The following is a 13,345-nucleotide window of genomic DNA, read 5'->3' as shown; positions in this document are numbered from 1 at the left end:
CCGTCACGAAATTCCTTTTTTCGTCAATAAGAAAGCCACAGCATGAGCTGTGGCTTTGAAACTCCCCGGGCGGGATTCGAACCTGCGACCAATCGATTAACAGTCGACCGCTCTACCGCTGAGCTACCGAGGAATTAGACCCGAAGACCTTACCCCTCGAATGTGCCGCCCTGCAAGCGCCGTTGCAGTTCTGTTCCCCGGGTCCATGGACCAATCCGACCGTCCTGCATGCGGGCGGCGCCATCAGCGAAGGCCAATTCACCAAGCCTGTGGGTGATCCACAGCGCCGTGATCGGGTTGACGGGGTCTTTGCAAAGCCGTTGCACGGTGGTCAGCACCGTTGATTGGCTGCTGGGATCCAGCAGCGCGGTCGGTTCATCGAGCAGCAAGAGCCCGGCGTCGCTCGCCAGGGCTCCGGCAATCGCCAGGCGTTGCTTCTGGCCGCCGCTGAGGCTGTGAATCGGCCGCTTCTCCAGCTGGGCGAGGCCGAGCTGGCCCAGTAGCTCGCGCATGGTGCTCTGGCGATGCTGTTGCGCCCCCTCAGGGTCCATGCCCAGCATCAGATCGCTGCCGCAACTGGGGAGCAGAAGCTGATGGTCTGGGTTTTGAAACACCAGGGCTGTTTTGGAGCGGCAGGCGATCTGTCCGCTCTGGGGTTCCAGAAGGCCGGAAATCAGGCGGAACAGGGTGCTTTTGCCGCTTCCATTGCTGCCCACCAGCATCCACAGGCCTGGGCCAGGGATGACCAGGTTGCAGCGGTTGAGGGCCTGTTGGCCGTTTGGCCAGCGGTAGCTGACGGCTTCAACCCTCAATTCGGTGGTCGATATGTCAGGAATCAAAGGAAAAGCCGGGACGCTTGCTGCCACCCGCTGCCGCAGCCTTCTCATAAAGCTGAACGGCGAGAACTTCACTGACGAGCAGCGTCACTTTCTTTCCTTCCACTTTCTCGCAGGTGAGCTCCATCAGCCGCGGTTGACCGTTCTCGAGGGCCTGGCGGATCTGTTGATAAAGCGCCTCGGCGTCTGAATGCTCCTTGCGCTGAACAGACACCGGGACAGGACTCATGCGCAGGGCCAGTTCGATGACGTACACAGCGTTGGAAAGAAGCGATGGGTCATCTTCGCGGAGGGACCGGCATCCTGTCGGTCCAAAAATGCGCATTTCTACTCATCCCCTCGAAATGGGTGCAGGGAGCCGCCCCATTTAGGTGATCACCCCCTAGGCTCGGCCATGTAACGGATCATGAAGTACCTCTCATGACGATCGCTGTAGGACGCGCGCCACAGCGGGGATGGTTTGACGTCCTCGATGACTGGCTCAAGCGCGACCGCTTCGTTTTTGTCGGCTGGTCCGGCATTCTTCTCCTCCCAACGGCCTACCTGGCCATCGGTGGCTGGCTGACAGGCACCACTTTTGTCACCTCCTGGTACACCCACGGCATTGCCTCGTCGTACCTGGAAGGTTGCAACTTCCTGACCGCTGCTGTGTCCACCCCCGCTGATGCGATGGGTCACAGCCTGCTGCTGCTCTGGGGCCCTGAGGCTCAGGGCGACTTCGTTCGCTGGTGTCAGCTCGGCGGCCTCTGGGCCTTCGTGGCTCTGCACGGCGCCTTCGCACTGATCGGCTTCATGCTCCGTCAGTTCGAGATCGCTCGTCTGGTCGGCATCCGCCCTTACAACGCCATCGCCTTCTCCGGTCCGATTGCGGTGTTCGTCAGTGTCTTCCTGATGTACCCCCTCGGCCAGAGCAGCTGGTTCTTCGCGCCCTCCTTCGGTGTGGCTGCGATCTTCCGCTTCCTTCTCTTCCTTCAGGGCTTCCACAACTGGACCCTGAACCCCTTCCACATGATGGGCGTCGCCGGCATCCTCGGCGGTGCACTCCTCTGTGCTATTCACGGCGCCACCGTGGAAAACACCCTGTTTGAGGACGGTGAGCAGGCCAACACCTTCAAGGCGTTCGAGCCCACTCAGGAAGAAGAGACCTATTCCATGGTCACCGCCAACCGCTTCTGGAGCCAGATCTTCGGTATCGCCTTCTCCAACAAGCGCTGGCTGCACTTCTTCATGCTGTTCGTGCCTGTGATGGGCCTATGGACCAGCTCCATCGGCATCATTGGCCTGGCCCTCAACCTGCGCGCCTATGACTTCGTGTCCCAGGAAATCCGCGCTGCAGAAGATCCCGAATTCGAGACCTTCTACACCAAGAACATCCTTCTGAATGAAGGTCTGCGTGCCTGGATGGCACCGGCTGACCAGCCGCACGAAAACTTCGTCTTCCCTGAAGAGGTTCTGCCACGCGGCAACGCCCTTTGATCGAAAGTTCAACGTTTCCTTCAACCGCCCAATTGGGCGGTTTTTTTTGTTCAGCTGTCGTCTGAATCCGCGCCCAGACGCAGGATGAGATCAATGCTGTTGCGTTGATCGAGGAGCGCTCGCAACAGTGCATCGATGAGCAAAACGATGCCGAGCAACTCCAAGGCTTCCTCCAGGCCTGTGATGGCGCCATACCAGGGGCTATGCAGGCGGATCAGGCTGGATCGAACGGCGAAGCTGCCGATCATTTCCATGCCGATGGCACCGCCGACGTAAACGGCACCTGATCGCAGCAACCGTGATGCTGTTGGTCGGGAGATTGAGCCTAGGAAGCGGCGAAAGCTCCACAGCAGGATGAGGGCGAGAACCGCGTAGGGCACCACCCAGGTGGATGCCAGAGCGGGGTGCACCTGGCGCCTGAGCCCTGGAATGATCAGGATCTCGTGGATCTGGAGGGCTTCGTCGAGTGCCAGAAAGATGAAAATCTTCGACAACAAACGCCAGTCCTGGGAAGCGATGCGATCGCTGCTCTGCCCCAGTCGTTGCATCAACAGAGCCGCCATCAGCAACAGCGCGCTGCTGAACAGGGTGGGCAGGTTGAGTTCGCGGTCCATGTTGAGGCTGTCGAGCCAATGTTTCTCCGCCCCGAAGCCGTAAATGCCCACTTGCACGACGCTGTGGGCCACCAAAAAACCCGCGGTGATCGCCATCAGCAGTTTTCGGATCGATCGTGGCGTGAGCGGAATGATTCCGATCTGGCTTGGATTCGCTGCAGTGGGTTGCTGAATCACGGTTGGCTTGTGCGGAGGATGAACCCCGGTCTCAGATTCCGGTTCTAAACCTCTGCTTAACCTGCGCTTCGCGCAAGGGACGGGTTGGTGGCTGTGATCTACACACGGGGTCGCGCTCTCAAAACAGCCATCGCTTCATTGTTCCTAGTGGTGGCGGCTGCATCGCTGTTGACGGTGGCCGTGCAGCTGGTGAAGTCTGCCTCTGGCGGTTCCAACCCTGATCTTGGTTGGGGTGTTGTGGCGGGGGTGAGCACTGGACTAGCGGTCTGGGCAACCCGTTCCCGAGGGCTGTTGCGATTGCTGTCTGTTGCCGATCCATGGGCCCATCAGGGCCGCACCCGTGCGGTGTGGGGTTTGCTGTTGTTTGTTCTTCTGCTGGTTGTGGGCTTGAAGACCGGCTCGCCGGACCGCGACGCCTACAAAAATCTGGTGTTTGGCGAGGGTGGCCTTGTGGAGTGGAGCCAGGTGCTGGTGCTGGTGCTCGCCACTCGGGCGGCCTGGTTGATCGGCTCCGACTTGAATGCCCGTTTGCAGGAACGCCGTCCCGGGCGGCTGTTCCAGTTCGGCGCAGCATGTCTTGCCCTGGTCTTGATGGAGGAACTCGCCTGGGGGCAGGTGATCTTCAGTTGGCGGACCCCGCCCTTGTTGAACGAGATCAACGCGCAGAACGAGACGACCCTGCACAACATCGGTTGGTTTCAGGATCGATTGGATCTGGGCACCTTCCTAGCGACCCTTGGGGTTTTGGCTGTTGTGGTTCTGGCGCCGCGCTGGATGCAAGCGCTCACAAAACACTGTTCTGAATCGATGGCGGCTGTGACCCGGGCCCTCACTCCCGCTGTCTACAGCTGGCCGCTGTTTCTGGCGGTTTCTGCACTGGCGTTCTGCATTGCGACGCGCACCTTCTCCGAGCTGATCCTCAATCGGGATCAGGAGTGGGGTGAGCTGGTGCTGTATGCCTCGATTTATCTGTTGTTGTTGCGAACGCGCGTGTTGCTTGGCCCCGTGCAGGACGCTCCGTAACCTGCCCAAAATCCTTCAAGGACGGCTGCATGCGTCGACCCAGAGGCTTTGATGCGCCTTCCCCAACCCGGTGGCCACGCAAGGTGTTGGCGATGGCGGGTCTGTTTGCCCTGATCTGTTTTGCGCTGCAGGCCTGGCGGCTGTTCAGCCTCAGCGCAACCTATGACCAAGCCCTGTTTCTGCAGGAGCTCTGGGCGACCGCGCAGGGTCGACCCTTTGAAAGCAGCCTCTCATCGGTCTTGTCAGGGGCGGTGGTGGTCGGCGATGGTCTCCCGTCCATCGATTACTTGCACCTGGGGCAGCACGCCAACGTCTTAACCGTGCTGATGGCCCCCCTCGTGGCTGTGTTCGGGATGTGGGCACTGCCGTTGCTTCAGGTGGGGCTGCTCGCTGGCGCAGGTCTGGTGCTGTGGAGACTGGCCGACGCTCGACTTCCGCGGCCCCTGGCTGAGCGGATCACCCTCGCCTACTTCCTCAGTGGTGCGGTGATTGGCCCGGCCTTGGAGAACTTTCACGATCTGGTTTGGCTGCCCTTGTTGGCCTTTCTGGTGGTGGGAGGTCTCCTCGACGGCTGCCGTTGGCGGGTGTGCCTGTTTGGCGCCCTGTTGCTGTTAGTGCGGGAAGACAGTGGCTTGCTGTTGTTTTCGCTTGGGCTCTGGGCCCTGGTGCGTCGTCCCGACCAACGCATCACCGGAGCCTTATTGATGCTCGTGTCCTTCGCCTGGGTCGTGTTGGTCACCGGCTGGATTCAGCCGATGGTGGACTCCTCGTTGTCGGATCGCTTCCTCAAGGAGAAGTTCGGCCATCTGGTGGATGACCCGTCGGGGGGAACGGTTGCTGTGCTTTGGGCCATGTTGCGCCAGCCTTTGGCGTTGCTCGAAGCCTTGGTGTCGCCGCCGGGGGCAACCCTCGGCTTTGTGCTGGCTTTGTGTTTGCCGCTGGTGCTGGTGCCCCTGCTTTCGGTGGATGCCGCTCTGCTGATGCTGGCTCCGCTGTTGATTGCTTTGCTCTCCAAGGGGCAATCGGCCTTGTCGGTGACCCTGCGCTACGTGCTGGCTCTGGTGCCCGGCCTTTATCTCGGTGCTGTGCTCTGGTGGCAACGTCACCCGGAGGCCTGGTCGAAGCCCTGGCTGCGACGCTGTTGGACCGCGGCCCTGTCGCTTGGTCTTGTGCTCACGCTGGCGGGGAACCCTCACCGCACCTTCTCGGCCGTCATCCCCGACAGCTTTTCCCCGTGGGCTTACGTGTCTCCTCAGCAAATGCTGAACCGCCGCCAGGCCGCTTTACAGGCTGTGGCGCTGATACCAGCGGATGCCAGCGTCGCCGCCGATACGCCTTTGCTGCCGTTGTTGGCCCAACGGCAGGCAGCGATTCGTTTCCCTCGGCATGTTGAGTACCGCGATCGCGACGGACGTATCCAACCCGTGGATTGGGTGGTGGCCCTGCCTAGTTACCACACGCCATTGGCTCCAGTGTTTAAGGGGTCGCGCAACAAACAGCAGCGCATTCAGCGGGAACTGCGGAAACTCAGGGCATCGAGCGACTACCGCTTGCTGCATTGCCAGGGCGGGGCTGTTGTTCTGAGGCGACAGGTGCCCGACATAGTTCCAGGCCCGTTGGCCAGCTCCGGCAGCTCCAACTCCTGTCCTTGGCTTGAGTGAGCAATCGTTTCTGCACCTTGCCGCTTGATCCCCAGCCGGGGTCAGTGGGATTAATCAGCAGCACGTTCCAGGGGCCAGCATCGACGAGCGTGCTCTGCTTGTTCTTGGGGAAACCAACCGTGGTTCGCTGGCTCAGTTGCGGCACCAGATAGCTGGTTGTGAGCACGGCATCCTGCGGTTGGATCAGAGCCTGGGCCTCCTCGACGGCTTTGAGTTGGGGTATTCGAGTCAGGTAGGGCCCGGAGAAGAACCAGGGCTTGGCCAGCGCCAGCCAACAGGCCATGGCCCAGCACAGCATCCAGGGAAAGCCCCGCTGGGGTTGGGGCTGCCGCCGCAGGCCATCGATGCAGGTCACAACGGCCACCACCGCCAGGGGCAGGCTGTAGTGATGCACCAGGGTGCGGTAGCTGGCGGATGCCGAGAGCAGATTCACCAGCACCAACGGCAGTCCGATCAGCAACGTGCTGAGGGAGGCCCGCCGCCACAGGGCGATGCAGGGCAGACAAAGCAGAAGCAGATACTCAGCACCGCCGCTCCAATCCAGGCCACTGAGAACGCTGATCGGCCCGCCGCTCAAGTGGCTGAACATCCGCGCTGCAGCCTTGGGGCCGTCGCCATCCCGGAGCAGCGGGTACAGCCAACGGCTGAGCAGGAGCAGCCAGCCGATGCTGAGGCCTCCCGCCGCCAGGCTCCACCGCCAACGTCGCCGGCACGCAAGATCGATGGCCATGCCTGCTGTGATCAGCACAAGGCCATCGCGGCAGCCCAGCATCAGCAGCAGCAAGCCAAACCAGAGCCGGGGGCGGCCTTCACGCTCGGCCCAGAGCGCCAGGGCGAAGGCCGGCATGACCCAGGTTTCGGGGTGGAAATCAAACAGTGCGGCGTTGAACACCACTGGCTGCAGCCACCACAGCGCGCAGACCAGCCAGCATCGTCGTCGGGTCAGTCCCGACTGCTCCGCCAGCCACCAAACCGGTAGTGCGGTGCAACTAAGGGCCAGGGCCTGGCTGGCAAGGAGCCAATGCACGCTGGGCAGGATCCGATAGGCCGCACCGGCCAGATAAAGCATCCAGGCCCCATGGTCGGCCAGCACATGCACCTGTTCCATTGAGGAGATCGGTGCCGCTCCCGATCCGATCAGCCAGGCCCATTGATCGAACAGCCCCAGGTCGTAGGCATTGCTCTGGAGCAGGCCATGGCGTGTCGCCGCAACGCCCCAGAGCAGCAGGCCCAGCCCTGCGCACAGCGCCAGCAGCTGCGGGGGAAAGCTCCGCGGCTGCGATGGCCTGGAGTCAGCGCTCGGGCTGGAGGTCATCGATCGGAATCAGATAGGTCTGGCTGCCAGCGTCCACCCAGGCGCGGGGGCTTGCCTCCACCATCTCCCGCAGACGCTGTTGCCGCCGCTTCGGCATCGGCCGGTAGGTCTTGTCCCATAGGAAGCTGCCAGCCAGATGGCTGGCTCCAGACCGTTTCCAGCGCTGCAGTCGCTCCGGCGTCAGTTGTTTGCTGGAGATCAGCCAGCCCTGACGGCGGGCCAGGTTGAGCAGGGTTGGGTCGGTGCTGGTGACACTCACAATCCGAGCCTCGCTGGGCAGATCCCTGCGGATGGTGAGGGCCAATGGCATCCATGCGTCTCGCTGGCGATGCTCCACCGCCCAGTAATCCAGGGAGAGCACCGTGAGGCTTACCACCAGGGCAAGGCCGATCAACAGCCGAGGCTGCCAGCGGGGCCGCCGCTGGTGCCAGGTCTGCCAGCCCAAGCCGATCAAGGGGGAACTGAACAGCAACAGCGGCAGCTGGTAGTACTCGTGAATCGTGCTCGAGCGCATGGTGGCGATCGTGCAGAGCAGCACCCCCACCAAGCCGCTGATCGCGATCTGCCCGCCACCGCTGCGCCAGCTCGCCCTGAGGCCGATCAGCAGAAACGGCACCCCCACCAGTGCCAGGAGACGCAGGCTTAATCGCACCAGCAGGTTGATCCAGCCGTTGAGGTCCAGCAGGAGACTGATGCTGCTGCGATCGGCTCCCGATCCCCAAAACCCGAAGCTCAGTCCACTGGCCTGTCCCAGTTGATGGGCATGCCAGTACCAGCCGGCGATCGCCATCAGGCTGGTGCCGATGTACAGCCAGAAGCCCGGACGCCCCAGCAGACGAAGCACGAGGCTCGGCAGGGTCTGCTGGGGTGGGGCCTGGCCTTGAGGGTTGGAGCTGAGCTGCACCACTAGCAGGGGCAGCCCCAACCAGAGCAGTGGAATCACCTTGATCAGGCCAGCACTGGTGAAGCACACCCAGCTCAGGGCCAGGGCCCAGGGCAAGCGTCGCTCACGCCAGAGGCTCAGGCTCTCCAGGGCCCCTGCGGCACAAATCAGCAACAGGGCTTCGGCCTGAAAGGCGCGCCCGAAATACACCCCCAACGGTGCGATGGCAAAGGCCAGGCCCGCCCACCAACCAGCTTCGGGATTGAACCAACGCCGCCCCAGGCGCATCACCAGCCAGATGGTCAAGGCGCTGCAGAACACCGACAAACCGCGGCCCAGCCACTCGTGCAGGCCGACCAGGCCGTAGAGGCGGCTCACCAGAAAGGGGTAGAGGGGAAATTCCGATTCCACAAAACCGGCACTCGCACCTCCCCAGTCGACCTGCGGCAGCCAGATCGGTGTGCCCGCCAGGCTGAAATGCCTTGCCATGGCAGCGGTATCGGCCTGCCGCCAGCTGTGAACACCCAGCACCGGCATCCAGATCTGCACCAGCCGCAGCAGGCTTCCCATGGCGATGGGCAGCCAGGCCCGCCTAGGGGCTGTTCCAGACAAAGCGGGATGAGGCCGCATAGTTCCAGACGTAGACGACAACAATGCCCGCCAGTTGGGCCCAGAGCGCATGGGCCTGGATCAGGGTGTAGAAGCTGGTGGCGAGGCCAACGTTGGCAAGTGCCGGCAGGGAGGCCACCAGCAGGAATTTCAGCAACCCCCGGATCAATTGCCGTCCGCTCTGGCGTCGGTCGCGGAAGGTGAGGGCGTTGTTCACCAGATAGTTCGAGCTTGCGGCGGTGATCACCGCCACCGGAAGCGCCTGTTGAAACGCCAGGTTGAACAGTCCCATCAGCAGTGCTGTTGACAGCAACTGCACCACCACGCCGGAGGCGCCCACAAGCCCGAAGCTAATGGCCCGACGCGGCAGCAGTCGCAGGGTTGCGGTGTGAATCAGGGAAACGACGAAGTCCCAGAGAACAGCGAGATCGAGCTTGGAACTGCCATGCAGCCGCGGCTGAAAGCGCAGTGGAATTTCTCCCACCTGCAGGCGGCCGCGGCTGATGGCCAGGAGTTCGTAAAAGAATTTGAAACCGTTCACGTCCACCTGACGCACCAGCGGCAGGCAGCGGTCGAGGCGCAGCACGATGAAGCCGCTCATGCAATCGCTCAGGTGCCGGTAGGACCTGGGCAGGCTCCAACGGGCCAGACGGTTAGCGAGGGTGGAGCCATCGGTACGTCGATCGCTGAGGCCTCGGATTTCGGAGTGATCGAGGAAGCGGCTCCCGGCCACAAGGTCCAGTCCTTCTTGATCCAGGAGCTGCACGGCCTCGCCAACGGAGGCTGGTTCGTGCTGACCGTCGCTATCCATCACCACGGCGATGGGATAGAGGGCTGCGATCAGGCCTTCTTTGATGGCGCTGGCCAGTCCGGAGCGTCCCACGCGTTGGATGATCCGGATCCTGGGGTCCTGGCGGGCCAGGGCGCGAACCAGATCGGGGGTGCCATCGCGGGAATCGTCATCGACGATCAGGATTTCGAGCGGATGATCCGTCCCCAGGTGCAGCAGGGATTCGATCACCTGGCGGATGGAACCACCTTCATTGAATGTGGGCAGCACGATGGACAGGCCACTGTGGCTTGTCGGTCCTTCACGTTCCGCGGTGGACGACACAGTGCGCTCCAGTCGGGCTCAGGCTACCGACAGTTGGCCAGGGTCCATCGCCCCGCTTGGCCTTCGGTGATGCAGCCCTTCTGCGGTTTGTCGCTGAGACGGCGGCCTGGGCCACCTTTGAAACGCTCAATGCGTTGTTCGGCGTACCAGTTGAGACTGGGACGCTCGTCGTAACCCTTCAGCTTGATCTCGCTTCCAGTATTGGCTCTGGCCAGGGCTGCCACCGGTTGCACGTGCCAGGTTTCGTTGAGCTCCCACAACCAGAGGGGGGAGTGAAACAGCAGGGCCAGCGCTGCCAGATTGCCGCAGCTGAGGCTGATCACCCCAAGGCGTCGTCGCTGTGGTGCTGCAGAGCGCAGCCACCATCCGCCGCTACACCAGCCGAGGCCCAGCACGGCCGCCAGGCCGCGATAGGGCACAAGGCTTGCGCCGATGCTGCTGAAGCTGCCCAGCCCCAGCAGCAGGAGCAGCAGTCCGAGCCCGCACCAGAACGAAGGAAGCTGCATCAGCAACCAGCGCCAAGGGGGATTGGGGCTTTCCGGTGCACGCGTTGAAGACAAGGGTCGCTCCACCAGCCAGGCCAGCAGCGGAGCGCAGAGAAGAGCGATGGGCAGCCAGAGCGGATGGCTGTACCAGGGGAGCTGGGTGCGCAGCGGAAGAATGGCCCCGGCCAGGGTGAGCAGGCTGGCCAAGGACCATCGGGCCCAGCGGCTCTGACGCCGTCGCCAGGCCCAGACAAGTGCGAAGGGCAGCAGCGGCAGCCAGGGCCAGCCCCCCTCCAGTACTTCGATTAGCGGGACCCGCCATCCCAGATCACTGCCTTCGCCAGCATCCAGAAGCACCCGCCCGGCGCCATCTCCGCCCCAGAGCCAGAGCGCTTCGCTCCCCCGGATGTGGGCATGCCAGAGATGCCAGCCGACTCCCGGTGCTAGGCCCAGCATCATCCCGAGCCAGGCTGCAGGGCGGTTGTTCCAGCTTCTCCATTCCCGGCCCCATGCCAGCGCCAAACCGGCGGCCACCGCCGCGGGCACCAGCAGTGGGGCTTTAAGCAGCAGCATGGCGCTGGCCATCAGGCCGGCGACGGCTCCCCAGAGTGAGCTGCAGCGGCTGCGGTTCAGCTGCAGCAGGGCCAGCCAAAGCAGAGCCGTGGCCGTCAGCTGGGTGCCATCCAACATGGCCAGACGTCCGTGCCGGGCCACCGGCAACAGCGTCAGCAGGATTACGCTGGTGGAGAGGGCACTGGAGCGATCCCCTGGTCGCAGCAGCCATTGGAGCCAGCCACCAAGCGGCACCACCAGGCACGAAAGCATGGCCGGTGCCAGGCGGATGCTCCACTCCGAGGGGAGCTGATCGGACTGCGTTGTTGCTCTGATCACGAGGGCGATCAGGCTGTGCAGACCTGGCGCCTTGTTGAGGTAGGGCTTATCCCAGAGGGTGGGCAGCAACGGGGCTTCCCCGAGCCCGTGGCGCAGTTCGAGGGCCACCCGGGCCACGGTGGCTTCATCGAAGTCCCGCAGGGGGAGACCGTCGAGGCCGACCAGGGCCAGCACAGCAGCGGCCAAGCCCAGCCCTGCCCATGCGACCCAGGGGGCTGGTTCAGGAGCTGAGCCGGAGCGCATGGATGCCCCTCATTACGTCAAAAACTGAGTATGGTCCGGGTGTTAAGGATGCAGTGGCGTGGAGAGGTGAACGCTTCCTTCGGGGGGTGGTCACAGTTCCGAAGGCGTTGCCGGCATTCACAATCCTTCAGGAGGAGGTGTCCATGATTTCCAGTTGTTTGACCCAGGGTCTGCTGATCGCGGAGAACGCCGGCTGAACGGCGCCTTCTGACTGATCATCCGGTTCCGCGGCAAAAGCGGACCCGGCGAGAGCCCCCGTCCGGATCTCCGGGCGGGGGCATCGTTTGTTCGAGGATCGTTCGTCGGCTCGAGGCGGTATCCACTGATACATGTCGATGTAGGGACCGGCACAAGCGGCGTTGGTAGGCCAGTGAGCAGCCTTCAAAATCTGGAGATGGCGTAGTTGCGCCTATTTCCTGTGTGAGGAATTCAATGAAGCTTTTCCAGCAACTGCTGGTGGCTCCCGCCGCCCTTGGCCTTCTGGCCACCGGCGCCAATGCCGCCGAGCTGAACATCAACGGCGTTTCTGATTACGCGGCTTCCGCTGATCAGGTCACCAGCGTCACCCAATTCTCTGACGTTTACCCCACCGACTGGGCCTATCAGGCTCTGGCCAACCTGGTGGAGACCTACGGCTGCGTCGCCGGCTACCCCAACGGCACTTTCCGTGGCAACCGGGCGATGACCCGCTACGAAGCGGCTGCCCTGCTGAACGCCTGCCTCGACCGGATCACTGAAGTGACCGACGAGCTGCGTCGCCTGCTCAAGGAATTCGAAACCGAGCTGGCCATCCTCAAGGGTCGCGTTGACGGCCTCGAGGCCCGCGTCGGCGAACTGGAAGCAACCCAGTTCTCCACCACCACCAAGCTGAAAGCCAAGGCTGACTGGGCCTTCGGTGCTGCTACTGCTTGGGATAAGGGTAGCAAGGCATTCAAAGCTGAAAGCGGTGGTACTTCCTTCAGCTACAACCTCGCGCTGAACCTGGAGACCTCCTTCACCGGTGAGGATCTCCTCTACACCCGACTTCGTTCGGGCAACATGGACAACGTCTACGGCGGACTGTTCTCCCAGGAGTACGGCTTCGACTCTGGCAACACCGTCAAGATTGCCCGTTTGTACTACAGCTTCCCCCTCGGTGACGAGTTCACCGTGGTTGGTGGCCCTCGCGTCCGTCAGGACGACATGCTGCCGGTCTGGCCCAGCGCTTATCCCGCTGCCATGACGTATGACTTCTTCACCTATGCCGGCGTGCCTGGTGCTTACAACCTGGCTCTCGGCGCTGGTGCTGGTATCTACTGGTCGTCCAACGACTTCAGCATTTCCACCAGCTACCTTTCAACTGACGGTAACTCCAGCGACCCCAACACGGGTGGCATGTTTACTGATGGTGCTGGTGCAAATGCCACTACTCAGATCGCTTATGCGCCTGAGAACTGGGGCATCGCTGCCGCATACACCTATGCATCTGGTGCTGAAGGTGGCGGATCCCTCTACATCGGAAATGCCACAGCTGGTGCTGCAGCGGCTTCTGCAGCTGATAACAGCAACTCTTTTGGCATCAGTGCATGGTGGATGCCCGAGGAATCTGGAATCATTCCTTCCGTCAGCACCGGTTATGGCGGAACTTTCGTTGAGTACCTGAGCGACGACGTTTACACCAATTCCTGGTACGTCGGACTTGAGTGGAGCGATGCATTCATCGAAGGCAACTCCCTCGGTTTCGCTGTCGGTCAGCCCACCTGGATTGCACAATCCGATGATGGTGATCTGAACGAAGCAGCTGGTTTCGCTTACGAGCTCTTCTACAAGTTCCAGGTCACCGACAACATCTCTGTCACTCCTGCGCTCACCTACCTGAGCAAGCCCTTCCCCGAGCAGGGCTCCAACGGCATGAGTGCCTTCAGCGGTCTGATCAAGACCCAGTTCAAGTTCTGATTCTTAGTTTGAGGCCCTCTTTCGGGTCTCACTCTTTTTAGGTCTTTCTGCTCCCTACCTCAGTAGGGAGCTTTTTTTTTTGA

The 13,345-nt window shown here is 62.2% G+C and carries 10 protein-coding genes, 1 tRNA gene and 1 pseudogene; 4 read left to right on the top strand and 8 right to left on the bottom strand.

Translation table 11 applies throughout. The annotated features are described in order from the left end of the window. Positions 1-61: 61 nt before the first annotated feature. From SYNCC9605_RS11875 to SYNCC9605_RS11865, 3 genes are all read right to left on the bottom strand, one after another. Positions 62-133 (bottom strand) — tRNA-Asn (locus SYNCC9605_RS11875). Between the two features lie 16 nt (positions 134-149). Next, positions 150-887, bottom strand: a complete 738-nt coding sequence (locus tag SYNCC9605_RS11870; RefSeq protein ID WP_257929433.1) for an ABC transporter ATP-binding protein — start codon at positions 885-887, stop codon at positions 150-152. Continuing rightward, positions 829-1,092, bottom strand: a complete 264-nt coding sequence (locus SYNCC9605_RS11865; protein WP_041435232.1) for a hypothetical protein — start codon at positions 1,090-1,092, stop codon at positions 829-831. Before SYNCC9605_RS11865 ends, SYNCC9605_RS11870 begins: the two co-directional genes overlap by 59 nt. Before the next feature lie 164 nt (positions 1,093-1,256). Here SYNCC9605_RS11865 and psbD point away from each other — a divergent pair, with 164 nt between their 5' ends. Then, on the top strand, positions 1,257-2,312 hold the full coding sequence (psbD, locus tag SYNCC9605_RS11860; RefSeq protein ID WP_006851499.1) for a photosystem II D2 protein (photosystem q(a) protein): 1,056 nt from the start codon (positions 1,257-1,259) through the stop codon (positions 2,310-2,312). A gap of 50 nt (positions 2,313-2,362) precedes the next feature. Here the strand turns inward: psbD and SYNCC9605_RS11855 are convergent, their stop codons facing one another. Next, positions 2,363-3,103 (bottom strand): hypothetical protein, encoded by a 741-nt coding sequence (locus SYNCC9605_RS11855; protein WP_156783132.1) that lies wholly within the window; start codon positions 3,101-3,103, stop codon positions 2,363-2,365. An 87-nt stretch (positions 3,104-3,190) separates the two neighbouring features. Here SYNCC9605_RS11855 and SYNCC9605_RS11850 point away from each other — a divergent pair, with 87 nt between their 5' ends. Together SYNCC9605_RS11850 and SYNCC9605_RS11845 are read left to right on the top strand one after the other, a co-directional pair. Further along, entirely contained in the window at positions 3,191-4,126 is a 936-nt protein-coding gene (locus SYNCC9605_RS11850) for a pectate lyase (RefSeq protein WP_156783131.1), read from the top strand. Between the two features lie 29 nt (positions 4,127-4,155). Then, a pseudogene (locus SYNCC9605_RS11845) lies at positions 4,156-5,646 on the top strand (DUF2079 domain-containing protein); the annotation flags it as partial. Positions 5,647-5,653: 7 nt separating this feature from the next. On the opposite strand, the gene SYNCC9605_RS14130 reads toward SYNCC9605_RS11845, so the two are convergent. Genes SYNCC9605_RS14130 through SYNCC9605_RS11830 form a run of 4 tightly spaced genes read right to left on the bottom strand, consistent with a single transcriptional unit; the run spans position 5,654 to position 11,327 of the window. Then, positions 5,654-7,102, bottom strand: coding sequence for a DUF2079 domain-containing protein (locus tag SYNCC9605_RS14130; RefSeq protein ID WP_011365301.1), 1,449 nt, complete (start codon positions 7,100-7,102; stop codon positions 5,654-5,656). After that, positions 7,080-8,615, bottom strand: a complete 1,536-nt coding sequence (locus tag SYNCC9605_RS11840; protein ID WP_257929429.1) for an ArnT family glycosyltransferase — start codon at positions 8,613-8,615, stop codon at positions 7,080-7,082. Before SYNCC9605_RS11840 ends, SYNCC9605_RS14130 begins: the two co-directional genes overlap by 23 nt. Further along, positions 8,578-9,708 (bottom strand): glycosyltransferase, encoded by a 1,131-nt coding sequence (locus tag SYNCC9605_RS11835; RefSeq protein WP_011365299.1) that lies wholly within the window; start codon positions 9,706-9,708, stop codon positions 8,578-8,580. The genes SYNCC9605_RS11840 and SYNCC9605_RS11835 overlap by 38 nt, the downstream gene beginning before the upstream one ends. Before the next feature lie 23 nt (positions 9,709-9,731). Beyond that, the gene (locus SYNCC9605_RS11830; RefSeq protein WP_011365298.1) at positions 9,732-11,327 is read right to left on the bottom strand and encodes a 4-amino-4-deoxy-L-arabinose transferase; all 1,596 of its coding nucleotides are present in this window, start codon (positions 11,325-11,327) and stop codon (positions 9,732-9,734) included. A gap of 432 nt (positions 11,328-11,759) precedes the next feature. Here SYNCC9605_RS11830 and SYNCC9605_RS11820 point away from each other — a divergent pair, with 432 nt between their 5' ends. Next, on the top strand, positions 11,760-13,262 hold the full coding sequence (locus SYNCC9605_RS11820; protein ID WP_011365297.1) for an iron uptake porin: 1,503 nt from the start codon (positions 11,760-11,762) through the stop codon (positions 13,260-13,262). Positions 13,263-13,345: the final 83 nt, after the last annotated feature.

Origin of the sequence: Synechococcus sp. CC9605, assembly GCF_000012625.1 — a bacterium.
GTDB lineage: Bacteria > Cyanobacteriota > Cyanobacteriia > PCC-6307 > Cyanobiaceae > Parasynechococcus.
This window is presented reverse-complemented; position numbering and strand designations above follow the sequence as displayed.

Excerpts from the sequence above, each read along its gene's own strand:
- SYNCC9605_RS11870 (WP_257929433.1), bottom strand. The coding sequence starts at position 887 with ATGAGAAGGCTGCGGCAGCGGGTGGCAGCAAGCGTCCCGGCTTTTCCT.
- psbD (WP_006851499.1), top strand. The coding sequence starts at position 1,257 with ATGACGATCGCTGTAGGACGCGCGCCACAGCGGGGATGGTTTGACGTC.
- SYNCC9605_RS14130 (WP_011365301.1), bottom strand. The coding sequence starts at position 7,102 with ATGACCTCCAGCCCGAGCGCTGACTCCAGGCCATCGCAGCCGCGGAGC.
- SYNCC9605_RS11840 (WP_257929429.1), bottom strand. The coding sequence starts at position 8,615 with ATGCGGCCTCATCCCGCTTTGTCTGGAACAGCCCCTAGGCGGGCCTGG.
- SYNCC9605_RS11830 (WP_011365298.1), bottom strand. The coding sequence starts at position 11,327 with ATGCGCTCCGGCTCAGCTCCTGAACCAGCCCCCTGGGTCGCATGGGCA.
- SYNCC9605_RS11820 (WP_011365297.1), top strand. The coding sequence starts at position 11,760 with ATGAAGCTTTTCCAGCAACTGCTGGTGGCTCCCGCCGCCCTTGGCCTT.